At 67.8% G+C, this 23,779-nt stretch carries 22 protein-coding genes; 13 read left to right on the top strand and 9 right to left on the bottom strand.

The features are described from left to right. Positions 1 to 168: 168 nt before the first annotated feature. The 3 genes from NRB20_RS19665 to NRB20_RS19655 all read left to right on the top strand — a co-directional run bounded on the left by NRB20_RS19665 (position 169) and on the right by NRB20_RS19655 (position 2,962). Positions 169 to 504: an L-rhamnose mutarotase gene (locus NRB20_RS19665; protein WP_153411622.1), complete on the top strand. Its 336-nt coding sequence runs from the start codon at positions 169 to 171 to the stop codon at positions 502 to 504. Between the two features lie 76 nt (positions 505 to 580). Continuing rightward, on the top strand, positions 581 to 1,888 hold the full coding sequence (locus NRB20_RS19660) for an MFS transporter (RefSeq protein WP_153411621.1): 1,308 nt from the start codon (positions 581 to 583) through the stop codon (positions 1,886 to 1,888). Positions 1,889 to 1,963: 75 nt separating this feature from the next. Next, on the top strand, positions 1,964 to 2,962 hold the full coding sequence (locus NRB20_RS19655) for a LacI family DNA-binding transcriptional regulator (RefSeq protein WP_153411620.1): 999 nt from the start codon (positions 1,964 to 1,966) through the stop codon (positions 2,960 to 2,962). Between the two features lie 3 nt (positions 2,963 to 2,965). On the opposite strand, the gene NRB20_RS19650 is transcribed toward NRB20_RS19655, so the two are convergent. After that, on the bottom strand, positions 2,966 to 3,475 hold the full coding sequence (locus tag NRB20_RS19650; protein WP_153411619.1) for a winged helix-turn-helix transcriptional regulator: 510 nt from the start codon (positions 3,473 to 3,475) through the stop codon (positions 2,966 to 2,968). A 198-nt stretch (positions 3,476 to 3,673) separates the two neighbouring features. Between NRB20_RS19650 and NRB20_RS19645 the strand changes: the two genes are divergently transcribed. After that, on the top strand, positions 3,674 to 5,062 hold the full coding sequence (locus NRB20_RS19645; RefSeq protein ID WP_153411618.1) for an MFS transporter: 1,389 nt from the start codon (positions 3,674 to 3,676) through the stop codon (positions 5,060 to 5,062). Here NRB20_RS19645 and NRB20_RS19640 read toward each other — a convergent pair. Next, positions 5,052 to 6,143 carry a lycopene cyclase family protein gene (locus NRB20_RS19640; protein ID WP_153411617.1) on the bottom strand — a complete coding sequence of 364 codons (1,092 nt, stop codon included), beginning with the start codon at positions 6,141 to 6,143 and terminating at the stop codon, positions 5,052 to 5,054. The genes NRB20_RS19645 and NRB20_RS19640 overlap by 11 nt on opposite strands. A 117-nt stretch (positions 6,144 to 6,260) precedes the next feature. Between NRB20_RS19640 and NRB20_RS19635 the strand changes: the two genes are divergently transcribed. Beyond that, a complete protein-coding gene (locus NRB20_RS19635; RefSeq protein ID WP_153411616.1) occupies positions 6,261 to 7,220 on the top strand; it encodes a hypothetical protein in 960 nt (319 codons plus the stop codon). Positions 7,221 to 7,233: 13 nt separating this feature from the next. On the opposite strand, the gene NRB20_RS19630 is transcribed toward NRB20_RS19635, so the two are convergent. Beyond that, complete coding sequence (locus NRB20_RS19630) at positions 7,234 to 7,998, bottom strand: SDR family oxidoreductase (protein WP_153411615.1); 765 nt, start codon at positions 7,996 to 7,998, stop codon at positions 7,234 to 7,236. A gap of 258 nt (positions 7,999 to 8,256) precedes the next feature. On the opposite strand from NRB20_RS19630, the gene NRB20_RS19625 reads away from it, so the two are divergent. Then, positions 8,257 to 9,888: an ABC-F family ATP-binding cassette domain-containing protein gene (locus NRB20_RS19625; protein WP_319945143.1), complete on the top strand. Its 1,632-nt coding sequence runs from the start codon at positions 8,257 to 8,259 to the stop codon at positions 9,886 to 9,888. Between the two features lie 4 nt (positions 9,889 to 9,892). Here NRB20_RS19625 and NRB20_RS19620 read toward each other — a convergent pair whose 3' ends face one another. Continuing rightward, positions 9,893 to 10,492, bottom strand: a complete 600-nt coding sequence (locus NRB20_RS19620; protein WP_153411614.1) for a dihydrofolate reductase family protein — start codon at positions 10,490 to 10,492, stop codon at positions 9,893 to 9,895. 176 nt (positions 10,493 to 10,668) lie between these two features. On the opposite strand from NRB20_RS19620, the gene NRB20_RS19615 reads away from it, so the two are divergent. Next, the gene (locus NRB20_RS19615; RefSeq protein ID WP_153411613.1) at positions 10,669 to 10,911 is read left to right on the top strand and encodes a helix-turn-helix domain-containing protein; all 243 of its coding nucleotides are present in this window, start codon (positions 10,669 to 10,671) and stop codon (positions 10,909 to 10,911) included. Between the two features lie 17 nt (positions 10,912 to 10,928). Here NRB20_RS19615 and NRB20_RS19610 read toward each other — a convergent pair whose 3' ends face one another. The 5 genes from NRB20_RS19610 to acnA all read right to left on the bottom strand — a co-directional run bounded on the left by NRB20_RS19610 (position 10,929) and on the right by acnA (position 16,687). Continuing rightward, entirely contained in the window at positions 10,929 to 11,888 is a 960-nt protein-coding gene (locus NRB20_RS19610) for an MvdC/MvdD family ATP grasp protein (RefSeq protein ID WP_153411612.1), read from the bottom strand. 14 nt (positions 11,889 to 11,902) lie between these two features. Then, positions 11,903 to 12,385, bottom strand: coding sequence for a hypothetical protein (locus NRB20_RS19605; RefSeq protein WP_153411611.1), 483 nt, complete (start codon positions 12,383 to 12,385; stop codon positions 11,903 to 11,905). Between the two features lie 176 nt (positions 12,386 to 12,561). Continuing rightward, on the bottom strand, positions 12,562 to 12,978 hold the full coding sequence (locus tag NRB20_RS19600; protein WP_153411610.1) for an acyl-CoA thioesterase: 417 nt from the start codon (positions 12,976 to 12,978) through the stop codon (positions 12,562 to 12,564). A gap of 197 nt (positions 12,979 to 13,175) precedes the next feature. Beyond that, positions 13,176 to 13,742 carry a TetR/AcrR family transcriptional regulator gene (locus tag NRB20_RS19595; RefSeq protein WP_153411609.1) on the bottom strand — a complete coding sequence of 189 codons (567 nt, stop codon included), beginning with the start codon at positions 13,740 to 13,742 and terminating at the stop codon, positions 13,176 to 13,178. Positions 13,743 to 13,888: 146 nt separating this feature from the next. Continuing rightward, positions 13,889 to 16,687, bottom strand: coding sequence for an aconitate hydratase AcnA (acnA, locus tag NRB20_RS19590; RefSeq protein WP_153411608.1), 2,799 nt, complete (start codon positions 16,685 to 16,687; stop codon positions 13,889 to 13,891). A 245-nt stretch (positions 16,688 to 16,932) separates the two neighbouring features. Between acnA and NRB20_RS19585 the strand changes: the two genes are divergently transcribed. The 6 genes from NRB20_RS19585 (at position 16,933) to fabG1 (ending at position 23,754) form a co-directional block, all read left to right on the top strand. Continuing rightward, positions 16,933 to 17,532, top strand: coding sequence for an Rv1476 family membrane protein (locus NRB20_RS19585; RefSeq protein WP_319945142.1), 600 nt, complete (start codon positions 16,933 to 16,935; stop codon positions 17,530 to 17,532). A gap of 553 nt (positions 17,533 to 18,085) precedes the next feature. After that, positions 18,086 to 19,450, top strand: a complete 1,365-nt coding sequence (locus NRB20_RS19580) for an NlpC/P60 family protein (RefSeq protein ID WP_319945141.1) — start codon at positions 18,086 to 18,088, stop codon at positions 19,448 to 19,450. Between the two features lie 280 nt (positions 19,451 to 19,730). Beyond that, the gene (locus tag NRB20_RS19575; protein WP_319945140.1) at positions 19,731 to 20,885 is read left to right on the top strand and encodes an AAA family ATPase; all 1,155 of its coding nucleotides are present in this window, start codon (positions 19,731 to 19,733) and stop codon (positions 20,883 to 20,885) included. Positions 20,886 to 20,911: 26 nt separating this feature from the next. After that, positions 20,912 to 21,880: a DUF58 domain-containing protein gene (locus NRB20_RS19570; protein ID WP_319945139.1), complete on the top strand. Its 969-nt coding sequence runs from the start codon at positions 20,912 to 20,914 to the stop codon at positions 21,878 to 21,880. Further along, on the top strand, positions 21,877 to 22,878 hold the full coding sequence (locus NRB20_RS19565) for a VWA domain-containing protein (protein ID WP_319945138.1): 1,002 nt from the start codon (positions 21,877 to 21,879) through the stop codon (positions 22,876 to 22,878). Before NRB20_RS19570 ends, NRB20_RS19565 begins: the two co-directional genes overlap by 4 nt. 159 nt (positions 22,879 to 23,037) lie before the next feature. Then, positions 23,038 to 23,754, top strand: coding sequence for a 3-oxoacyl-ACP reductase FabG1 (fabG1, locus tag NRB20_RS19560; RefSeq protein WP_153411606.1), 717 nt, complete (start codon positions 23,038 to 23,040; stop codon positions 23,752 to 23,754). The last annotated feature ends 25 nt before the right edge of the window (positions 23,755 to 23,779 follow it).

The raw sequence follows: 23,779 nt of genomic DNA, 5'->3' as shown, positions 1-23,779 counted from the left end.
TCCGAAATGGCGGTCAAGCACCCGGCAGAGGTTGGGCGTCCGTCAAGATCGCCCGTACCTGCGATCTTGAAATCCACTCGCTCGATCCGGGGGAGTTGTTGACGTGAGAGCGACCACGCCTCTATGGTGATCCCGGTAACAATCTGAAACGTTTCACTCGGAGTGTGTATGGGTGACAAACCTGAGCGCGTCTGCTTCGTCCTGGAGCTGCGGCCCGATCGCGTCGAGGACTACCTCGCCGCCCACGAGACCGTCTGGCCGGACCTGCTCGACGCGCTACGCGAGGCCGGCTGGTCCAACTATTCGCTGTTCCTGCGGCCCGAGGACGGTCTGGTGATCGGCTATCTGGAGACCGCCGACTTCGCCCGCGCGACCGAAGCGATGGCATCGAACGAGGTCAACACCCGCTGGCAGCGGACCATGGCCGAATACTTCCGGACGCCCGAAGGCGTAGCGGTCGACGTCTCCATGCGACGCCTGGACGAGTACTTCCACCTGGACTGATCCGTCCTATCCCCAGTTCACCGGCCCGAATGTCACCGCGCGGCGGCCATCGGGCACCATCTGCAACCGAGGAATCATGAAGTTAGGCGCACGTTCCACCACCGGCTGGCGGGCCACCATCTCCGTCGCCATGTCCAACTACATCGAGGCCGGATCGATCATCGCGATCGCCACCAGCCTGACCTTCTGGCAGCACGCCTACGGGCTGAGCAATCTGGCCGTGGGTCTGCTGGCGGCGTTCAGCGCGAACGCGTTCGGCGCGGCGATCGGCGCGGGCCTGGGCGGTCCGCTGTGTGATCGCTTCGGCCGCAAGGCGATCTACACCTACGACCTGCTGGTCTACATGGCCGGCGTGTTGATCGCGGCGTGCGCGGTCAACTTCGGCATGCTGCTGGCCGGATTCCTGATCACCGGCATCGCGGTGGGCGCGGGCGTCCCGGCCTCGTGGACCTACATCGCCGAACAGGCCCCGAACGCCGCGCGCGCCCGGCACGTCGGTACCGCGCAGCTGGCCTGGTCGATCGGCCCGCTGATCGGCTTCGCGCTGGCCGCGGGCCTGGCCCCGCTCGGGCTGCTCGGATCCCGGCTGATCTTCCTGCACCTGTTCGTGGTCGCCGCGGTGGTGTGGTGGGTCCGGCAGGGGCTGGCCGAATCGCAGATCTGGACCGAGGACGCCGAACGCGGCAGCCAGCCCTCCTCGGCGGGCGATCGCGGCCTGCGCGGCCTGTTCTCCCGGCGGGTGAACATCACCGCGCTGCTGATGCTGATGGGTGTGTACGGATTCTGGAACACCGTGGCCGGGCAGGCGGGCATCTTCATGCCGCGGGTGTACGACAGCGCCGGGGTGCACAGCGCCGTCCAGCAGGATCTGCTCCAGGTGCTGGTGTGGGGATGTACCGTGCTGGCAACATATTTCGGCTTCATGGCCTTCGCCGACCGGATCTCGCAGCGGATGCTCTACCTCGTCGGTGCGGCGCTGGGTGTGCTGGCCTGGTGTGTGCTGGTGTTCTTCACCTCCGCGGGCATGCTGACACTGCTGACCTTCGCGGTGCTGTGGGGCATCTCGAGCGGTATCGGCGCGCAGGCCTTCTACAGCCTGTGGACCAGTGAGCTGTTCGCGACGCCGTATCGCGCCAGCGCACAGGGGTTCATGTTCTTCGTGGTGCGCACCGCGACCGGTCTGCTCAGCTACTTCTTCCCGACGCTACTGGCCGCCACGGGCCTGACCTGGGTGGGACTGCTGCTGATCGCATTGCTGGCGCTGGCCTTGATCATCGGCACCGTGTGGGCGCCGAGCACCCGGAACAAGACGTTGCGAGAGATCGAGGTCGAAAGGTACGGGCAGGTCACCGATCCGGGCGATCCGGTCGCGGTGCGCGGCTGACCCGTCGCGGGCGCGGCCGGGCGGAGTGTCCGGCCGCGGCGATTATGCTCGCATTCGTCACGGGAAGGACACGCGATGGCGGTGAGCATCAAGGAAGTGGCCCGGCGCGCCGGAGTCTCGCTGGGCACGGTCAGCAACGTGCTCAACCGGCCCGATCAGGTGTCCGAGGCGACGCGCGAGCGGGTGCGCCGGGCGATCGCCGAAACCGGTTATGTGCGTAACGATTCCGCGCGGCAACTGCGTGAGGGGAGTAGCCGCACGCTGGCCATGGTGGTGCTGGACATGGCCAACCCGTTCTTCACCGATGTCGCGCACGGCGCCGAGCAGGAGGCCGCGCGGCACGACGCGATGCTGGTGATGTGCAACAGCGGTGACGATCCCCGGCGCGAGGAACGTCATCTCGAGCAGATCGCCCAGCAGCGCATGCGCGGAGTGCTGATCACCCCGGCCGACGGCGACGGTGAACAGGCGCTGCGCACGCTCTCGGCACAGGGCGTGCCCGCGGTCCTGGTCGACCGGCACAGCGATCGGCCGGATCGCTGCTCGGTCTCGGTCGACGACGTGCTGGGCGGTCGGCTCGCCGCCGAACATCTGCTCGCCGCCGGACACACCCGGATCGGTTTCGTCGGCGGCCCCGCGGCGGTGCCGCAGGTGCGCGAACGTCGTCGGGGCGCGGCCGAGACGATCGCCGCAGCCGCTGCCCGCCTCTACGACATCCCCACTCCCGCACTGACTTTCGAAGCCGGACGCGACGCCGCGGCAACACTGCTGGACGACCCCGACCGCCCCACGGCACTGTTCTGCGCCAACGACCTGCTCGCCCTCGGCGTCCTGCAAACCCTGACCCTGCGCGGCCTGGCCGTGCCCGGCGATATGGCCGTCATCGGCTACGACGACATCGACTTCGCCGCGGCGGCAGCGGTTCCGCTTTCCTCGATCCGCCAGCCCCGCGAGGAACTGGGCCGCACCGCCGCACGCCTGTTGCTGGAGGAAGCCGCGGGTGATGGCACGCATCGCCATCAGCACGTCGTCTTCATGCCCGAGCTGATCGCCCGGCGCTCGACGACGGCGTGAAAGCTACTCGACTTCCTGCCGCGCGAAACGCTCCCGAATGTCGGGCCGTTCCCGCAGATGCGGGGGATATCCGGGCCCCATCCGCAGCCGTGAATCCTCGATCGTCATCGGCTCGTCGCAGTGCTCGCACACCACTTTGACCTGGGTGTCGTGCCCACATGCAGTGTGGTGCACGGTAATCGGCGCGCCTTCGGCCCCGGCCAGCCAGCGATCGCCCCAGCGGTTGATCGTCAGCAGCACGCTCCAGAAATCCGCGCCCTTCTCGGTGAGGACGTACTCGTACCAGACGGGATCGGAGTGGTACGGACGCTTCTCGAGCAGTCCCTCGTCGACCAGGCGGCGCAGCCGATCGCTGAGCGTGTTGCGGGCGATGCCCAGCTGTTGCTGGAAGTCGTCGAAGCGGCGGATTCCATAAAACGCCTCGCGCAGCACGAGCGGCGTCCAGCGGTCGCCGAGCACATCCATCGTCCGGGCGATGGAACAGGGCCAGCGGGCGAACGACGTGTGCTTCATCCTGCGAGGATACAGGTTTCATGATGAGACTCCGCAGCTGACGGCCGGGACCGCGCGAGCGGCGGACCTGTCGTTTCGGGTATCACTCGATGCAGAATCGGTGTTCGACGGGTATCGCCCACGCGGCATAACCTCCTGTGACACCCACTTCCGGGTGACCCGGACCACAACCGTGACCGGGGATGCAGGAGGACGAGAATGCTGAAACCGGAATCCGGAGAACTCGCCGCGGCGGGCCCGGCCACACCCGCGCGCCCGGAACGTTCGCGGCGGATCCCCACCCGGTTCCTGGTGCTGGGACTGTTGTTCGTCATCACGGTGGTCAACTACGCCGACCGCAGTTCGCTGTCGATCACCGGTACCAGCGTGCGCGAGACCCTCGGCTTCTCCGCGGTCCAGCTCGGCTACATCTTCTCGGCGTTCAGCTGGGCGTACGTGGTCGCGCAGCTGCCCGGCGGGATGCTGCTGGACCGGTTCGGCGCGCGCCGGGTGTACGCGGGCAGCCTGGCGCTGTGGACGCTGGCGACCGCGGCGACCAGCCTGGCCGGACTGATCACCACCCGGGTCGTGATCGCGCTGGTGGTGATGTTCGCGCTGCGATTGCTGCTGGGCGTCTTCGAATCACCGGCCTTCCCCGCCAACGCCCGCGTCGCGACCATCTGGTTCCCGACCGCCGAACGCGGTCAGGCGACCGCGGTGTTCAACTCCGGGCAGTACTTCGCGACCGTGCTGTTCGCGCCGATCATGGCCTGGGTCACCCACGAATTCGGTTGGCGCTGGGTGTTCGTGCTGCTCGGCGCGCTCGGACTCGCGCTGGCGATCGTGTGGTGGGGCTGGATGTATCCGCCGCGCGAACACGGCCGGGTCACGCCGGGCGAGGTCGAGGCGATGAGTTCCGGTGGGGCACTGGTCGATATGGATGCGACCCCCGCGACCGCGCGCACCCGCGTCGACCGCCGGATGCTCGGCCGCGTGCTGGCCACCCGGCCGCTGTGGGGGATCTCGGTGTTCCAGTACGCGGTCAACTCGCTGAGCTATTTCTTCATCACCTGGTTCCCGATCTACCTCACCCAGGCGCGGCACATCTCGCTGGTGCACGCGGGATTCATCGCCGCACTGCCGGCCCTCGCTGCGTTCATCGGCGGCCTGTTCGGCGGATTCGTCTCCGATTTCCTACTGCGTCGGGGTGTTTCGCTGACCCTGGCGCGCAAGGCGCCCGCCGCGATCGGACTGCTGCTGGGCACCGTCATCGCGGTCGCGAACTTCACCGACAGCACCACCGTCATCGTGATGATCATGACCACCGCGTTCTTCGGCAAGGGCATGGGCTCGCTGGGCTGGGCCATCACCACCGACGTCGCGCCGACCGAGGCGGCCAGCATCTTCAGCTCGCTGACCAACGGCCTGGGCAATATCGCGGGCATCATCACCCCGATCGTCATCGGGTACATCGTGCAGACCACCGGATCGTTCAACGTTGCGCTCTGGTTCGTCGCGGCGCACGGCATCCTCGCGGTGCTGGCGCTGATCGGTATGGGACCGATCCGGCGGCTGAGCTTCACCGACCGGACCGAGGTCAGCGCGTGAGGACGGCCGTGGCGAGCGTGCGACGCAGTCGCCACGGCAGGGCGCCGAACAGTGACGTCATCGCGGCGGCGGTGCCAGGGAGATCGTCCCGGCCGGAGAGATAGGCGCGCTGTGTCGTGACCGGCAGGGCGAAGAAGGTGTCGAAGAAGACCGGGAGATCGGCCGGGGGCAGCGCGAGCAGCGCACGCAGCCCGGCCTCCCGCGCGAGGTGCACCGCGCGGGCGCGCGCCGAGCCGGTCGATCCGCCCGCGACGATCACGTCGGCCGCCGACAGTGCCGCCGCGACGCTGTAACCCGTTGCGGGGTGCATGAATCCGCCTGCGGTACCGAATCGTCCCGCGCCGGGCCGACCGCCCTGGAGTGCGAACCGGACTCGTTCGACGGGTTCGCTTCCATCGAATTCTATTCCCCGGCAACGCATCCTGGCGTACAGCCGATCGCGTAACCGGGCCGGATCGATAGCGGGACGTCCGGCCAGGCAGGTCTCCTCGAGCAGGATCTCGTCGTCGCTCAGCGGCACCGCGTACAGGAACGAGCGCGGCTCGTCCGGTGCGGTGCCGTTGTCGGTCCGCCAATCCATGAACATCGGCTCACTCCAGCGATCCCGTTGCAGCACAATGCCGTACGCGGTCTGCTCGGCCCGTTGAGGGGAGCGCGACACACCGCGCGCGTCGATCACCCGCCGGGCATACAGGATCTCCCCGCCGGACAGCCGCACCGATTGCAAGGCCCGGGACCGTCGCGGGCGCAGAATCTGTTCCACCCGATCGGCCACCACGGTCGCCGCACCGATATCCAGCGAATCCTGTAGTGCGGCAGTGCGAAAGACGGTGTAGTCCCGATCGATCTCGAACCGTCGCGTCCCCCACGCGACCGGTCGCGGAACCGTCGCGCCGACCACCTCCGGAGCGAGCCAGCCGGGCAACTCGTCCGACCACGCGGCATAGGTCGCGGTCCAGCGGCGCGCGGGCCGGGGATCCACCACGGTCACGGTCAGCCCGCGCACGATCGCACGATGGGCCAGCGCACGTCCGGCCGGACCGAGACCACAGATCAGAAGGTCGGAGCTCACACCCAGCATTGGACCAGACAATCTGCGTGGCACCGTGTCGGAGGGCTGCGGTAATCTTCGGCCGAAGCCTGGGGGGACGACCGCGACAGGGCGCTACGGCGACCCCGGGTGCGGAAGGAGGCAGTCATGACCTATCCCCCCGGCTCGGACCCCTACGGGAATCCCACGCCGCAATCGCCCGATGCGTCCGGGTGGGGTGGCTCCGGCGGTTATCAGCAGGTCCCGGATGCCGGATGGGGCCAGACCGGCAACGCGCATCCGGCGTATCAGCAGCCACAGCCCGGTTATCCGCAACAGCCCGAGTACCAGCAGCAGAGCGGCTATCAGCACGCCGGTCAGCCCGGCGATACCCAGCAGGGTTGGCAGGCCCAGCAGCCGGGCTGGCAGCCCCAGCCCGGACAGTTCGGTCAGCCCGGCGGATTCGAGCCCCCGCGCCGCAACCGGACGCCCCTGATCGCCGGTGGTATCGCGGCCGCGGTGGTGCTGGTGGTGAGCGTCGTCGCACTGGTCGTCGTGCTCAACCGGCATTCCGGCAGCGACGATTCGGCCAGCGCGTCCGGCCCGTCACTGGTCTCCGCCACCAGCAGCTCGTCCGCCGCGCCCACGACGACCACCACGACCTCGTCCGCGAAGTCCGGCCGGTTCAGCTACACCGAGTACGCCCACGACTGGAACTTCGGCCTCGGCGGAGTGCACCTGCACGCCGACTGGGTCGAGGGCCGCGACCACGCCACCTGCGGCGATATCGAGAACGACGGCAAATTGACCGCCCTGGGCTGCCAGTACGCCGCCGAGATGGTCTACAAGGCCGAGAACGGCGCGATCATGCTCACCCAGTACGTGATGAACACGACCGGCAGCGACGCCTCGGGCGAACTCGCCACCCAGTACGCCGATGCCGACCTGAAGATGCGGCCCGGCAGCTACATCGCCGACTTCGCGGTCGGCAAATGGCAGACCAAGGCACAGGGCGATTTCGTGGTGCTCACGGTGGTGACCGCGACGAGCGCGGTCACCGAGGACACCGCGAAGAACTACCTGCACTACCTGGAGGCCGATATGGCCAGCGCGCTGCTGTTCCGCTGAGCGACGAGGCTTTTCAGAGCCCGCCGGTGGCCAGCAGCCCGCCGTCCACGCGGACGACCTCGCCGGTGATCCACGCGGCCCGGTCCGAGACCAGGAACGCGATCAGATCGGCGACATCCTCCGGGTTGCCCAGGCGCTTCATCGGATAGCCGGAGGCCGCGGCCTCTTCGTCGGCGGAGTACAGCGCGTCGGCGAATTTCGTCTTGACCACCGCCGGCGCCACGGCGTTGACGCGGATGCCGGGACCCAGCTGCCAGGCGAGTTCCTCGGTCAACCGGATGAGCGCGGCCTTGGACGCGCCGTACGCGGCGATAACCCCGGTGGAGCGGATCCCGGCGACGCTGGCCACATTGACCACCGCGCCGCCGTTGGCGCCCATCCACGCCCGGTACGCCTCCTGCACGTAGCCCAGCGCCGCGACGACGTTGACGTCGAAGATCTTGCGGACCGCGTCCAGATCGGCCTCCATCAGCGAGCCGTAGACGGGGTTGATGCCGGTGTTGTTGATCAGGATGTCCAGCGACCCGAATTCGGCGACGGCGGTGGCCACCGCATCCGCACGCGCGGTCGCGTCACCCGAATTACCGGCCAGCGCGACGATCTTCCCGGCGTGGCCCAGGCCGCGCAGTTCGCTGGCGGTCTGTTCCAGCGGTTCGGCCTTGCGGGCGGTGATCAGCACATTCGCACCCCGGGCCAGCAATTCTGCCGCGACCGCCTTGCCGATACCACGGCTCGCGCCCGTGACCAGCGCACTCTTACCCTTCAGGTCATCGCTCATACCACCGCACGCTAGCCGATGGTCAGATCCGGCGGGTAGGGGCCGGTCCGATTTCCGCACCCTGCGTCCGGCCGCGCGGAACGCCGGTCGCCGCGGCCCGATCGCGGCTCGCGGCGGGCCTTCGCGGTGGTGGTAGTGGTGCGCGTTACGGCGGCCGATCGGGAGGATGCGTAAAATCGGTGGTTCTCGTGCGTTTCCCATCGACGCGCGTTCGAGCTATCACCCCGTGACCGACGATTATCTGCCGAGGAGACTGTTGTGATCACCGCGACCGACCTGGAGGTCCGGGCCGGAATCCGCACACTGCTGACCGCGCCCGGTTCGGGGCTGCGGGTGCAGTCGGGCGACCGGATCGGGTTGGTCGGGCGCAACGGCGCCGGTAAGACGACGACGTTGCGCATCCTGGCCGGTGAGGGTGAACCCTACGCGGGCAAGGTGACGCGATCGGGCGAAATCGGTTATCTGCCACAGGATCCGCGCGAGGGCAATCTCGATGTGCTCGGCCGCGACCGGGTGCTCTCGGCGCGCGGCCTGGACGCGCTGATCCGCGATATGGAGAAGCAGCAGGCCCGCATGGCCGAGGTCGCCGACGACGCCGAACGCGAGAAGGCGGTGCGCAAGTACGGCCAGCTCGAGGACCGGTTCTCGGCCCTGGGCGGCTACGTCGCCGAGAGCGAGGCCGCCCGCATCTGCAACAGCCTGGGCCTGCCCGATCGCGTGCTGAACCAGCAGTTGCGCACCCTGTCCGGTGGTCAGCGCCGCCGCATCGAACTCGCGCGGATCCTGTTCTCCGCCTCGGACGGTTCGGGCGGCCGCAGCGACCGCACGCTGCTGCTGGACGAGCCGACCAACCACCTCGACGCCGACTCGATCAACTGGCTGCGCGGCTTCCTGCAGAACCACGACGGCGGCCTGATCGTCATCTCCCACGACGTGGACCTGCTCGCCGACGTGGTGAACAAGGTCTGGTTCCTGGACGCGGTGCGCGGCGAGGCCGATATCTACAACATGGGCTGGAAGAAGTACCTCGACGCCCGCGCCACCGACGAGCAGCGCCGGGTGCGCGAACGCGCCAACGCCGAGAAGAAGGCGAGCGCACTGCGCGTGCAGGCCGCCAAACTCGGCGCGAAGGCCACCAAAGCCGCTGCGGCACACCAGATGTCCAAGCGCGCGGACCGGCTGCTCGCGGATCTGGACGACGTGCGCGTGGCCGACAAGGTGGCCCGGATCAAGTTCCCCGAGCCCGCCCCCTGCGGCCGTACCCCGCTGATGGTCACGGACCTGACGAAACTCTACGGCTCGCTGGAGATCTTCACCGGCGTCAGCTTCGCGGTCGACCGCGGCAGCCGCGTGGTGGTGCTCGGCCTGAACGGCGCGGGTAAGACGACCATGCTCAAACTCCTTGCGGGAGTGGAGACTCCGACCGCGGGCGGCGTCGAGCCGGGCCGTGGCCTGAAGGTCGGCTACTTCGCCCAGGAGCACGACACCCTGGACGACAACGCCTCGGTCTGGGACAACATCCGGCACGCCTCGCCGGACGCGGGGGAGCAGGAGTTGCGCAGTCTGCTGGGCGCTTTCATGTTCTCCGGCCCGCAGCTCGACCAGCCCGCGGGCACGTTGTCCGGTGGTGAGAAGACCCGTCTGGCGCTGGCCGGACTGGTCTCCTCGGCGGCGAACGTGCTGCTGCTGGACGAGCCCACCAACAACCTCGACCCGGTCTCGCGCGAACAGGTGCTGGACGCGTTGCGCAGTTACGCGGGCGCGGTGGTGCTGGTGACCCACGATCCCGGCGCGGCCGAGGCATTGAACCCCGAACGGGTCATCATGCTGCCCGACGGCACCGAGGACCACTGGTCGCAGGACTACCTCGAACTGATCCAGCTCGCCTAGTCGGTCAGGACAGGCTCTCGCGGGCCTGCTCGTAACCGCCCTCGAGGATTTCGCCGGGGCCGTACACGGTGTGGATGACACCGGTTTCGAAGGTGGCCGAACGCAGCAGCGTCAGTGGCAGCGGCGTCTCGGCCTCCTCGAACAGCCGCATCCCCGAACGCATCGCGATCGGATGGATCAGCAGATGCAGTTCGTCGATCAGCTTGGCGGCCAACAACTGTCGCACGATCGACACCGAACCGCTCAGTCCGATATCGCCGCCCGGCTCCTGCTTCAACGCGGTCACGGCCGCAACCAGATCCCCTTGCAGCACTTCGGAATTGCGCCAGGTCAGCGCGATATCGTGACGGGTGGCCACGATCTTGCGCACATCGCCGAAGTGCCGGGCCATCTCGGCGTCCGGCCCGCCCGCCGCCTCGCGCTCGGGCCAGGCCGCGGCGAAACCCTCGTAGGTCGTGCGGCCGAACAGCATGGTGTCGGCGGTGCCCATCTGCTCGCCGACCGCCGCGCCCATCTCCTCGTTGAAGTACGGGAAGTGCCAGTCCTGCGGCTCGGCGACGACGCCGTCCAGTGCGATGAACAGACCTGCGGTGATCCTGCGCATGGGGTGCTCCTGAAGTCCGGTTGATTGCGGTGTCGTTGTAGTGACGGCCCGGGACACCGAAATTTGTCGCCGGTGCCGATTCCGGACAATTATCGTGAGGTTGATCACACGGAAGCGTTGATCACTGCATGCTTGTAGCTCTAGCCTTGAATCAGGCAGGGCGACCGGAGGAAGCCATGAGTGACAGGCCCGCACAGGGGAAATCCACGCTGGGTAAAGGTACGCGCGTGACCGGAAAGTCCCGGGACCGCTTGCAAACCCAACTCAAGAAGCAATACGAGGCCGGGGCCAGTATCCGCTCGCTGGCACGCGAGACGGGCCGCTCCTACGGATTCATTCACAACGTGCTCGTGGAGTCGCATGTGCAACTCCGCAGCCGCGGCGGCGCGAATCGCCGAAAGGCCGGGGCGAGCAAGTAATCCGCGCGGCGCGGTATTCAGTCCTGCGGCACGCTCGCATCGCCGAGGACGAGATACCCTGCGAGACTGCGGAATATCGGCAGCCCGGTCTTGATCTCGAGATAGGCGAACTGCCCCTGGGGATTCACCTCCAGGAAGTAGTACTCCCCGTCGGTCCCGAGTCGGATGTCCAGCACGCCGAAGGTCAGTCCGAGCGCGCCCATCACGGTGGCGATGGATTTACTCACCGTGGCGGGCAGGCGTTGCGGAGTGAAGTCGACCGATGTGTCCAGGCGCGAATCCACCCGTCCCACACCGGATTGCGAATCGATGCGCACTGTCCACTCGACGCCGTCGATCCACACCACGCGCAGATCGCAGTCGGCCTCGACATAGTCCTGGAAGGTGGTGGGCGCGGACCGGATGGTGTCCAGGCGGCTCAGATCCGCGGGCGTGACCACGCGCGTCTCGGAGAACTCCGCGGGCCCGGTTCCGGTGCGCTTGTAGACCACCGCGCCGGGCCGGGAATCCACGAAGCTGCGCGCCTCGTCCGGATCGTTGGTGACCAGCGTTTCCGGGATCACGAATCCGGCCCGGCGCGCGGTCTCGAGCTGCACGATCTTGCGGGTCGCGGTGCGGTCGGTGCCGGGATCGTTGACCCAGACCGCGGGAATCGACCACAGCAGTCCCTGCAGGAATCCGTCGCATTCGGCCTGCCGGTAATCGTCGTCGTCACGGCGCACCCCGCTGGGCACCACGGCCCGATGCGGCCGCCGCCACCACACCGCTCCGACCTCGTCCAGGCCGTGCACATGCGACAGTGAGCGGGCGGTGCCCGCGCGATCGAGCCGGAAACTGCCGGTCGCACGGGGGAAGTCGCGCATGTCGAGACGAATCGGGTTGACGCCGTGATGTTTTCGCAGCGTCGCAACCATCGCGTCGGCGTGCAGGTCGTCGGCCTCGGTGACGATCAGCACCGACCCCGTCGCGCGGGCCATCGGAGGTGCACCTCTCAGTCGAGGCTGTCGCAGGCCATCGCGTCGTCGCTGCGCGCGAACGAGCGGGTGTGGCTGCGGGTCATGGTGATTCCGCCGACGGCCGGATCGGTCGGCAGGTGCAGTTCGCGGGCCCAGCGTTCGGTCAGGCGGGCCAGCAGATCGTCGCCGCGGGCGGGAGAGTGCTGCTGCGGCAACGTCATCGGGCGGTCGGTGAGCTCGATGCGCAGCCGCCGGGTGAAGTCCGCGGTCGCGCCGGAGCGGATGCGCACGCGCACCGGGCGCGCGGCCGGATCGGTGTCGGTATGCGACTGTTCGGGGACCAGATCGATGCCGAGAACGTCCGCGCGATCGAAGGTCCAGGTGCCCTCGCTCACGCGCACACTCACCGCCCGGGTCGATTCGGCTATCAGATAGCCGGACAGTAGCGGCGCAACCTCCTGGCTATCGGGGCGTGGTCCGGGAAATGTGGACACTGGGGGACGGACGGCATCGGTCATGGGGCTGGTCTCCGATCTGCTCGCGGTTTGCCACAGAAGCCGAGCGTGCCCTGGATCATATCCCGACCGGTACCCTGACCGGTCGGCAACGAAAGATTTCCGCTGCCCCGGCATCCCGGTAGCAGCGGCGCGGAATGCGCTATCGCCGAAAGATTTTCGGTTGAGCGCTCAACGCCTCACAGTCCCAGGATGTCCGCGGACTCGGACAGTTCGCGGAACCGCTCGATCGGATTCGGGACCAGTTTGCGTGCGGTGAGATCCATCAGACCGGTGACGACGACGAACTCGGCGGAGACCGTTCCGTCCAGTTTGCGGATCTGCTGGTTGATCCGGAACACCTTGCCCTCGCCCCATTCGAATTCGCAGGTGACGGTGACCTCGTCGCCCAGATGCAATTCGCGCAGATGCCGGACGGTCGACTCGAGCACCACCGGTCCGAGTCCGGCGTGCAACATCTTGTCCGGCACCAGACCGGCGGCGCGCATCGCCTCCCAGCGGGCGTGCTCGGCGTATTGGTGATAGACGGCTTGATTCATATGGCCGTTGACATCGAGCTCGTAGCCGCGCACGGTAACGGGGACAGCAAAGGTCATACCCTGGCGAACGTGCGGTGAACGACCGCTATTTCCGATTCCGGAGTGGTGCTCGACACGATTTGCCGAGACCGGTCGGAATTCATTTCGCCCGAGCTGCCGTATTCGGCCAGCAGTTCATGCGTATTCGCATTCGCTGCGATGATGCAACGCGTGCATTTTTGCATCGAGTGCCATCGCGGGACGTTTTTTCGGGCTCAGCTCTTGCGCCGCACCGACGCCTCGACCAGATCCAGCACGGCGGTGAGATTGTCGTTCGTATGCCCCGACGCGATCCGGGCGATCAGGCCGTCCAGTACCAGATCCAGATAGCCCAGCAGCACATCGGTGGGCACGTCGTCGCGCAGCGCGCCCGCGGCCTTGCGCCGCTCGAGCCGGGCCAGGGTGGCCGCGGTGAGTTCGGCCGAACGCTGGGTCCAGCCCGCCGCGAACTCCGGATCGGTGCGCAGCCGCCGGGCGATCTCCAGCCGGGTACCCAGCCAGTTGTACTGGGCCGGATCGGCCAGCATCTCCCGCATGACCTGCACCAGCCCCTGGGTGGCCGCGATGTCGGCCATCCGCTCGGTGTCCTCCTGGGCCAGGGCCAGGAACAGCGCGTCCTTGTCGCGGAAATGATGGAAGATCGCGCCGCGCGACAGCCCGATGGCCTCCTCGAGGCGGCGCACGGTGGCGCCCTCGTAGCCGAATTCGGCGAAACAGCGCCGCGCCCCGTCCAGGATCTGGCTGCGTCGGGCGGCGAGATGGTCCTCACTGACCTTGGGCATGGGGCTCCTCCAACGGAATGCGGCGCCCTGCGTCGGGATTCATCAGCACAGGGTTCAACGGTACAAGGTGGTGGAGGGTGCACTCCGCCAGTGAGATGTGCACCCTCCCAACCACGTTCGCCGGCGAGGCCGACGACCGAGCGGTACTACGCGTTGATCATGTTGCGAAGCACGAACTGCAGGATGCCACCGTTGCGGTAGTAGTCCGCCTCACCGGGGGTGTCGATGCGCACGACCGCGTCGAAGGTGACCTTGTCGCCGTTCTCCTTGGTGGCGGTCACCTGCAGGGTCTTGGGCGTCTTGCCCTCGTTGAGCTGGGTGATCCCCGCGATGTCGAAGGTCTCGGTGCCGTCCAGCTTCAGCGACGCGGCCGACTCACCGGCCGGGAACTGCAGCGGGATGACGCCCATGCCGATCAGGTTCGAGCGGTGGATGCGCTCGAACGACTCGGTGATCACCGCGCGCACACCCAGCAGGCTGGTGCCCTTGGCGGCCCAGTCACGCGAGGAGCCCGAACCGTACTCCTTTCCTCCGAGCACGACCAGCGGGATGCCTGCGGCCTGGTAGTTCTGCGAGGCGTCGTAGATGAACGCCTGCGGGCCGTCGGGCTGGGTGAAGTCGCGGGTGTAACCGCCCGAGACGTCGTCCAGCAGCTGGTTGCGCAGCCGGATGTTGGCGAAGGTGCCACGGATCATGACCTCGTGGTTACCGCGCCGCGAACCCAGCGAGTTGTAGTCCTTGCGCTCCACGCCGTGCGCGTCCAGGTACTGCGCGGCCGGGGTGCCCGACTTGATCGGACCGGCCGGGGAGATGTGGTCGGTGGTGACCGAATCGCCCAGCAGCGCCAGCACACGCGCGCCGGTGATGTCCTCGACCGGGGCCGGGGTCATCGACATGCCCTCGAAGTACGGGGCCTTGCGCACGTAGGTCGAGTTCTCGTCCCACGCGAAGGTGTCGCCCTCGGGGGTGTTCAGGCCCTTCCAGCGCTCGTCGCCCTCGAAGACGGTGGCGTAGGACTTGGTGAACATGTCCCGGCTGATCGCCGACTTGATGGTGTCGTCGATCTCCTGGGGCGAGGGCCAGATGTCCTTCAGGAAGACGTCGTTGCCGTCGGTGTCCTTGCCCAGCGCGTCGACCTCGAAGTCGAAGTCCATGGTGCCCGCCAGCGCGTACGCGATGACCAGCGGCGGGGAGGCCAGGTAGTTCATCTTCACGTCGGGGGAGATGCGGCCCTCGAAGTTGCGGTTGCCCGAGAGCACCGCGGTGACCGACAGGTCGTTGTCGTTGACGGCCTTGGAGATCTGCTCCGGCAGCGGGCCGGTGTTGCCGATGCAGGTGGTGCAGCCGAAACCGCCCACGTAGAAGCCCAGCTTCTCCAGGTACGGCCAGAGGCCGGCCTTCTCGTAGTAGTCCGCGACGACCTGCGAGCCCGGGGCCATGTTGGTCTTCACCCACGGCTTGGAGGCCAGGCCCTTCTCGACCGCGTTGCGCGCCAGCAGGGCCGCGCCGATCATGACCGACGGGTTCGAGGTGTTGGTGCAGGAGGTGATGCCCGCGACCACCACGGCGCCGTGGTCGAGCACGAAGTCGCCGCGCTCGGGATCGGAGACCCGGACCGGCTTGGAGGGGCGGCCGGTGTTGCCGTTGGAGGCGCTCGGGATGACCGCGCCGTCGTCGGCGAAGCTCAGCTCGGCCGGATCGCTGGCCGGGAACGACTCCTCGATGGCCTCGTCCAGCTTGGAGTGCGGGGCGGCCTCGGGGTCGTTGGTGTAGTTGTGGATGTCCTTGCGGAAGGCAACCTTGGACTCCGACAACAGGATTCGGTCCTGCGGGCGCTTCGGGCCGGCGATGGACGGCACCACGGTGCCCAGGTCCAGCTCCAGGTACTCGGAGTACGCGGGCTCGTTGTCCGCGTCGTGCCACAGGCCCTGTTCCTTGGCGTACGCCTCGACGAGCGCGAGCTGCTCGTCGGTGCGGCCGGTCAGGCGCAGGTAGTTGATGGTCTCCGCGTCGATCGGGAAAATCGCTGCGGTGGAACCGAATTCGGGGCTCATGTTGCCCAGGGTGGCGCGGTTCGCCAGTGGCACCTCGGCAACGCCCTTGCCGTAGAACTCGACGAACTTGCCGACCACGCCGTGCTTGCGCAGCATGTCGGTGACCGTGAGCACCACGTCGGTGGCGGTGACGCCGGGCTGGATCTCACCGGTGAGCTTGAAGCCGACGACGCGCGGGATCAGCATCGACACGGGCTGGCCCAGCATGGCCGCCTCGGCCTCGATGCCGCCGACGCCCCAGCCCAGCACGCCCAGGCCGTTGACCATCGTGGTGTGCGAGTCGGTGCCGACGCAGGTGTCCGGGTATGCCTGGCCGTTGCGGACCATGACGGTGGGGGCCAGGTACTCGATGTTGACCTGGTGCACGATGCCGACGCCCGGCGGGACGACCTTGAAGTCGTCGAACGCGCCCTGGCCCCAACGCAGGAACTGGTAGCGCTCGCCGTTGCGCTGGTACTCCAGGTCGACGTTGCGCTCGAGCGCGTCGGCGGTGCCGAAGACGTCCAGGATGACCGAGTGGTCGATGACCATGTCGGCGGGGGAGAGCGGGTTGACCTTGCTCGGGTCGCCGCCGAGGGCGGTGACGGCCTCGCGCATGGTGGCGAGGTCGACGATGCAGGGCACGCCGGTGAAGTCCTGCATGATGACTCGCGCAGGGGTGAACTGGATTTCGGTGTCCGGCTGTGCGGACGGATCCCAATTCGCAATGGCCCGAATGTGATCGGCGGTGATGTTGGCGCCGTCCTCGGTGCGCAGCAGGTTTTCGGCGAGGACTTTCAGTGCGTAGGGGAGTTTTTCGGTGCCGGGCACGGCGGAGAGGCGGAAGATCTCATACGACCGATCTCCGACCTCTAGGGTGCCCTTCGCGCCGAATGTATCGATGGTCGTCATACAGTTTCAGCTCCACTCGTCGGTGAGGTCGCCGCCGGCAGGGCTGTGTCGGCGACGCGGTCGAGGGCCCGATCAGCTGTGCGCCCTCATGCTGTCCAGGCTAACAGTACGCTTGTCCTGTGAAACGTTCGGGGGCATACCGCGCGGCGTGCCCGCAAACATCATGCACCGGTCGCGTACTGTGCATCCATGCGTTTCGGCGCAGCCTCGCTTCGCGCGCCGCTCCGGCGCGGATCATGTGACATGTGTTGGAAGCCAGTCGCCCCGGTTGGCGACTCGACGAGACCGGATGGAAGATGACCGTCACCTTTGCCTCGGTTGGTATCCCCAGCGCCGCGGAGATCCCGCCGGAGGTCGACGTGGACACCATCCTCGCGCATCTGGCAATGGATCACGTGTACGTCCCCAAGGGTGACGACCCGTCCGACCTCGAATCCGTCGTCGCGGATACTCGGGATCAAGGGATTTCGCTGAGCGTGGTGGTGGTACCGGGCAATCCGTCACCGGATTCGAGCCTGCGCGATCTGGCCACCGAGGTCGGCAAGGCCGAGCACGGCACGGTGCTGGTGCTCAGCGACGACTGGGCGGGCACCTACAGCGAGACCTTCAGCCGCTACCGGCTGGAGAAGGCCGAGGACATCGCCAAGAACCGGCATGGCGGGCACAGTGTGGAGGCCACGCGCGCGTTCGTGCAGAGCCTCGAGGCGAATCCGATCATCTCGTGGACGGTGTTCACGTACGTGCTGCTGGCGGGCCTGCTGGTGGTGACCGGGGGGCTGTACCTGGTCAAGCGGCGGCGGGCGGATGCGGCGGCGACTCACGTCGCGGGTGACCCGATCCGCTGATTCGAATCTCTTCCCGGCCGGTTCCGGCCGGATTCGTCGGCCGCCGCGGATGATCGCGGCGGCCGTTCTCGTGAATGGACGCGGACGTTGTCGAGTCCGTCGGTAGTCGACCCCGGCGCGTCGAGCCGGTGCGGGATTCCGCCGAGACGGCTGCCGGGTGATCCGGTTCCGCGTACCCGAATCCGGCGCTTTCCGGCGAAATCGGGCGAACGGTCGGTTTCCTGGCGAATTTCCGGCAGTGCATACAGCTATTGGTAGGCAATCGTCAAATTACGCGAATGTGATTACGTCGTGTGTGTTCTATCCGGGACTCATGTGTCGTACGGTTTCGAATGACACTCTTGGGGAAGAAGTGTCACAAGGGTATACAGCGACTGATGTTGAGCAGGGATGTTGCTGATACTCATGGGGTGATGACGCATACCTATCACCCCAGGTGAACTTCCCGGGTGACGCTTCGCCACCCGGGAACCGCAGTGTGGATCCAGGGAGGTGGGTGCGCGTGGCCGGGACAGTACGACGGGGGCCATTCAAAGTCGCTCTGGGATTGCTGGTGTGTGCGGCCACGGTGCTGCTGGTGACGCCGGTCGCCGAAGCGGTACCGCCACCGCCGCCGAACCCGAGCGATAACGACATCGCCGCCGCAGGCGCCCAGGTGACCAGCGGGATCGGCCAGGTCAGCGCGCTGATCAACGATGTCGCCGCGGTCGGCCAGCAGATCCAGCAGCTGGATTCGGTCGTCGCGGCCAAACGCGAGGCCGTGAACAAGGCGCTGGTCGATCTGCAAACCGCCCGGGACCAGGCCGATACCGCCGCGGCGGCGGTCACCGGAACGCAGCGCGCGCTCGTGGCCTCGGCGACGGCGGTGGATCTGGCCCGCACCAACTTCGACAAATTCGCCGAACAGGCCTATATGAGCCCCGGCTCGGACTCGATGGTCAACTACCTCTCCGGTGGCAGTCCGGCGCAATCGCTGGAGCGTGCGCAAATGCTGAGCGTGGCCTCCACCTCGCAGGACAGCGCGTTGAACGGTATGCGGCACGCGCAGATCGAGCGCGCCAACGCCGATTCGGCGGCGCGCCAGGCCAAACAGGTCGCAGATACCGCCGCGGCGACCGCGCAGACGAAGAAGTCCGAGGCCGAGACCGCGGTCAGTGCCGCGGAGGCGGCGGTGAACGAGCAGACCGCGCAGCGCAACGCCCTGGTCACCCAGCGCGACGTCGCCCAGCAGCGCCTGGACGCGGCGCGTCAGCAGGTCGCGGGCCTGCAGGGTGAGCGCGCCGCATACGAGGACTGGGATCGCCAGCGCCGCGCCGAGGAACTCGCCGCCGCCGCGGCTGCCGCGACCGCCGCGGTGCGCGCCGCCTCCGACGCCGCGGCCCGCGAGCGCGCCGCGCAGCTCGGCGACGGCGACACCTCGCACACCGAACTCGGCGACGATTCGGGCACGCACAAATCCATGCCCAGCAAGCCGTCGCGTCCGGACGGGACACCCGCGGAACTGATCGAAATGGTGGTCGACCGGGCGATGTCGCAACTCGGCGTCACCTACGCCTGGGGCGGCGGCAACGGCGACGGACCCACCAAGGGCATCCACGACGGCGGCGTCGCGGACAAGTACGGCGACTACAAGAAGATCGGCTTCGACTGTTCGGGCCTGATGGTCTACGCCTTCGCCGGGGTCGGCATCTCACTGCCGCACTACAGCGGTTACCAGTATCAGATGGGCACCAAAGTGCCTGTGGCACAACGTGAACGCGGCGACATGCTGTTCTGGGGACGCAACGGCAGCGAGCACGTGGCGCTGTATCTGGGCAACGGGAAGATGCTCGAGGCGCCGGAATCCGGTGAGGTGGTGCGGGTTACGGCCGTGCGCACCAGCGGCATCATGCCCAAGGCCGTACGCCTGATCAGCTGAGCCCCGGCGCGTCGGGCCGACTGCCCGGGCATTCGGTCGAGTGTCGATGCGGCGCTCGCGCTTCGAGATCTCGGTGGCCGCTCGCGGTGGTCGGCGCGTACGGTGTCCGGCAGGGCGGGGAGGCCGGGAATCGCGCGGTCGCACCCGCCGGTGGGCCCGGAGACAACACGCAGCCCGGTTGCGGCACCATGGGCCCGAACCTGGAATAGTTGTGGCAGCACGCACAAAGACCGACGTGAAAGCGGGGAGTTTGGTGACTTCGACTGATGGTGCAGGCGCAGTGGATTCGGTGAAGGATACGCCCGAGCCGGCGCCGAACACCCTCGAGCGCGATGTCCAGACCCTGGAGAAGGCGATCTACGAGGTCAAGCGGGTCATCGTCGGGCAGGACCGGCTGGTGGAACGGCTGCTGGTCGGCGTGCTCGCGCGTGGTCACGTGCTGCTGGAGGGCGTTCCCGGTATCGCCAAGACCCTCGCGGTGGAGACGTTCGCCAAGGTCGTCGGCGGCAGTTTCTCGCGCGTGCAGTTCACCCCCGACCTGGTGCCCACCGACCTGGTCGGTACCCGCATCTACCGGCAGGGCCGCGAGGAGTTCGACACCGAACTCGGTCCCGTGGTCGCGAATTTCGTGCTCGCGGACGAGATCAACCGCGCCCCGGCCAAGGTGCAGTCCGCACTGCTCGAGGTGATGGCCGAGCGGCACGTGTCGATCGGCGGCAAGACGTACCCGATGCCGGATCCGTTCCTGGTCATGGCCACCCAGAACCCGATCGAGAGCGAGGGCGTGTACCCGCTGCCCGAGGCGCAGCGCGACCGGTTCCTGTTCAAGGTGATCGTCGACTACCCCTCGGTGGAGGAGGAGCGCGAGATCATCTACCGGATGGGTGTCACCCCGCCCGAGCCCAAGAACGTGCTGCAACCCGAGGAACTGATCCGGTTGCAGAAGCTCGCCGCCACCACCTTCGTGCACCACGCGCTGGTCGACTACGTCGTGCGGGTGATCGCCGCGACCCGCAACCCGGCCGAAGTCGGACTCGACGACGTCGCGGGCTGGATCGCCTACGGCGCCTCGCCGCGTGCCAGCCTGGGCATCATCGCCGCCGCGCGCGCGGTCGCGCTGATCCGCGGCCGTGACTACGTCGTCCCGCAGGACGTCGTGGAGGTCATCCCGGACGTGTTGCGGCACCGTCTGGTGCTGTCCTACGACGCGCTCGCCGACGAGGTCAGCCCCGACGACGTGATCCGTCGCGTCCTGCAGACCGTCGGCCTGCCGCAGGTCGCCGCGCAGGCCAACGCGCCCGCCCCGGTCCCGGCCGGGGTTCCCGCCGCGCCGATGCCACCCTCGGGTCCGCACGGCGCCGCGCCCGCGCCGCAGCAGGCGGTACCCCAGCCGCCCGCGCCGCCGGTGCCGAACGGCCAGCCGCACCGCCAGTGAGGCGCGGTGTGGATTCGGTTGCGCCGGTGACGATCTCGTCGAATTCCCCCACTCATGCTCCGCCGTCCTTCCGGGGCGGGGACCTGACCGACCCGCGGCTGACCGCGGCGTTGAAAACGCTCGAGCTGACCGTGCGGCGTCGCCTGGACGGCGTGCTGCACGGTGATCACCTCGGCCTGATTCCCGGACCCGGTTCGGAGCCGGGCGACGCGCGGCTGTATCAGCCGGGTGACGATGTGCGACAGATGGATTGGTCGGTCACCGCCCGCACCACCCATCCGCACGTGCGGCAGATGATCGCGGACCGCGAACTCGAGACGTGGCTGGTGATCGATCTGTCCGCGAGTCTGGACTTCGGCACCGCGGGCTGCCAGAAACGCGATCTGGTGGTCGCCGCCTCGGCCGCGATCACCCATCTGACCAGCGGTGGCGGTAACCGGATCGGCGCGATCGTGGCCACCGGCGACCGGCTGGTCCGGCTGCCCGCTCGCAGCGGGCGCATGCACGCGCAGGCGATGCTGCGCCGGATCGCCACCACCCCGCGCGCCGCGGACGGCGTGCGCGGAGATCTACGCGGCGCGATCGAGTCGCTGCGTCGTCCGCAACGCAAACGCGGTCTGGCCGTGGTGATTTCGGATTTCCTGGGGGATCTGGACTGGCAGCGGTCGCTGCGCGCGGTCTCGGGCAGGCACGATCTGCTCGCCGTGGAGGTGCTCGATCCGCTGGATCTGGATCTGCCCGGCGTCGGTGACGTCGTGCTGCACGATCCGGAGACCGGCCACACCCGTGAATTCACCGTAACCCCCACGCTGCGAGCCGATTTCACGCGAGCCGCGCAGCTGCACCGTCGCCAGGTGGAGTCCGAGTTGCGCAGCTGCGGCGCGCCGGTGATGCGGTTGCGCACCGATCGTGACTGGATCTCGGACGTGGTCCGGTTCGTGTCCACCCGGCGCCACACCTTCGGCGCCCCGACCGGGCAGGTACCCCCTCAGTGAGTATTTCGCACTTCACCGCGTCGATCTGGCTGCTGTTCCTGGTCGTCATCGCGCTGATCGCGCTGCTGTACGTGGCCGTGCAACGCCGTCGCAAACGGCACATGCTCCGCTTCGCGAACATGGAGTTGCTGGAGGGCGTGAGCCCGAAGGGACCCAGTGCGTGGCGGCACGCCCCGGTGGCGTTGATGCTGGTCGGACTCGTGCTGCTGACCGTGGCCGCGGCCGGGCCGACCATGTCCAAGAAGGTGCCGCGCAACCGTGCCACCGTGGTACTGGCCATAGACGTCTCGCTGTCGATGGAGGCCACCGACGTCAAGCCGAGTCGCATCCAGGCGGCGAAGGAGGCGGCGGGGCGGTTCATCGATTCGATGCCGCACGGTATCAACCTCGGGCTGGTCAGTTTCGCCGGAACCGCCTCGCTGCTGGTCAACCCGACCACCAACCACGACACGGTCAAGGCGGCGGTGAATAATCTGCAACTCGCCGAACGCACCGCGACCGGTGAGGGCATCTTCACCAGCCTCAGCGCGATCGACACCCTCGCCACGGTGCTGGGCGGATCGTCCTCGCCGCCGCCCGCCCGCATCGTGCTGATGTCCGACGGTAAGCAGACCGTGCCGGACTCGGACGACGTGGACAACCCCCGGCACGAGTTCGTGGCCGCGCGACTGGCCAAGCAAAAGGGCGTGCCGATCTCGACGATCTCGTTCGGCACCCAGTGGGGTGTGGTCGACATTCCGGACGGTTCGGGCGGTTCCAAGGGGCAGCCGGTGCCGGTCGACGACGACGCGTTGCACAAGGTGGCCGATCTGTCCGGTGGGCAGTTCTTCACCGCGACCTCGCTCCAGGAACTCAACAACGCGTACGACAAGTTGCAGAGCCAGATCGGGTACGAACGGGTGGTCGGCGATGCCAGCCGGCCGTGGCTGCTACTGGGTCTGCTGATCACCGCGATCGGTGTGGTGGTGGGGCTGGTGTACCGCCAGCGCCTGCCCTGATCGGCAGCCGGTCGCGGCGCGAAAATCGTTGTGGCGGACGCCGTCCCATCGCCTCGGGCGATGCGGGCGGCGTCCGTCGTCGTATCCGGATCCGATCGGCGGGGGTCTACCGCGCCCCCGCGGTAGGCGTTTCGGTACCGACGCGTTAAGTTTGGCGCTATGCCTACAACTTCCAGGTCGGTACTCGTCACCGGTGGCAATCGCGGCATCGGACTCGCGGTCGCGCAGCGGCTCGCCGCCGACGGACACAAGGTCGCGGTCACCCATCGTGGCTCGGGAGTGCCGGACGGGCTGTTCGGCATGAAATGCGATGTGACGGACGCGGAATCGATCGATCGCGCATTCAGCGAGGTCGAGGCGCATCAGGGTGCGGTGGAGGTGCTGATCGCCAACGCGGGCATCGTGGACAACACGCTGCTGATGCGGATGAGCGAGGAGCAGTTCGCGCGCGTCATCGACGCGAACCTGACCGGTGCGTGGCGGGTGGCCAAGCGGGCCAACCGCGCGATGCTGCGGGCGCGCTGGGGCCGGATCGTGTTCCTCGGCTCGGTGGTCGGCCAGATCGGTATGGCCGGACAGGTGAACTACGCCGCCGCCAAGTCGGGTCTGGTCGGTATGGCCCGGGCGATCACCCGCGAGATCGGCTCGCGCAACATCACCGCGAATGTCGTCGCGCCCGGTTTCATCGACACCGACATGACCCGCGAGGACATGACCGACGAGATGAAGGAAGTCGCCCTCAAGGCGATTCCGGCCGGTCGCATCGGTGATCCGAAGGATGTCGCCGCCGCCATCAGCTTCCTGGCCTCGGACGACGCCGCCTACATTTCCGGCGCGATCATCCCGGTCGATGGTGGCCTCGGCATGGGGCACTGAGCAAAATATCTGCACGTCCGGCTGC

The organism is Nocardia macrotermitis (assembly GCF_009604405.1).
GTDB classification, from domain to species: Bacteria; Actinomycetota; Actinomycetes; order Mycobacteriales; family Mycobacteriaceae; genus Nocardia; species Nocardia macrotermitis.
This window is presented reverse-complemented; position numbering and strand designations above follow the sequence as displayed.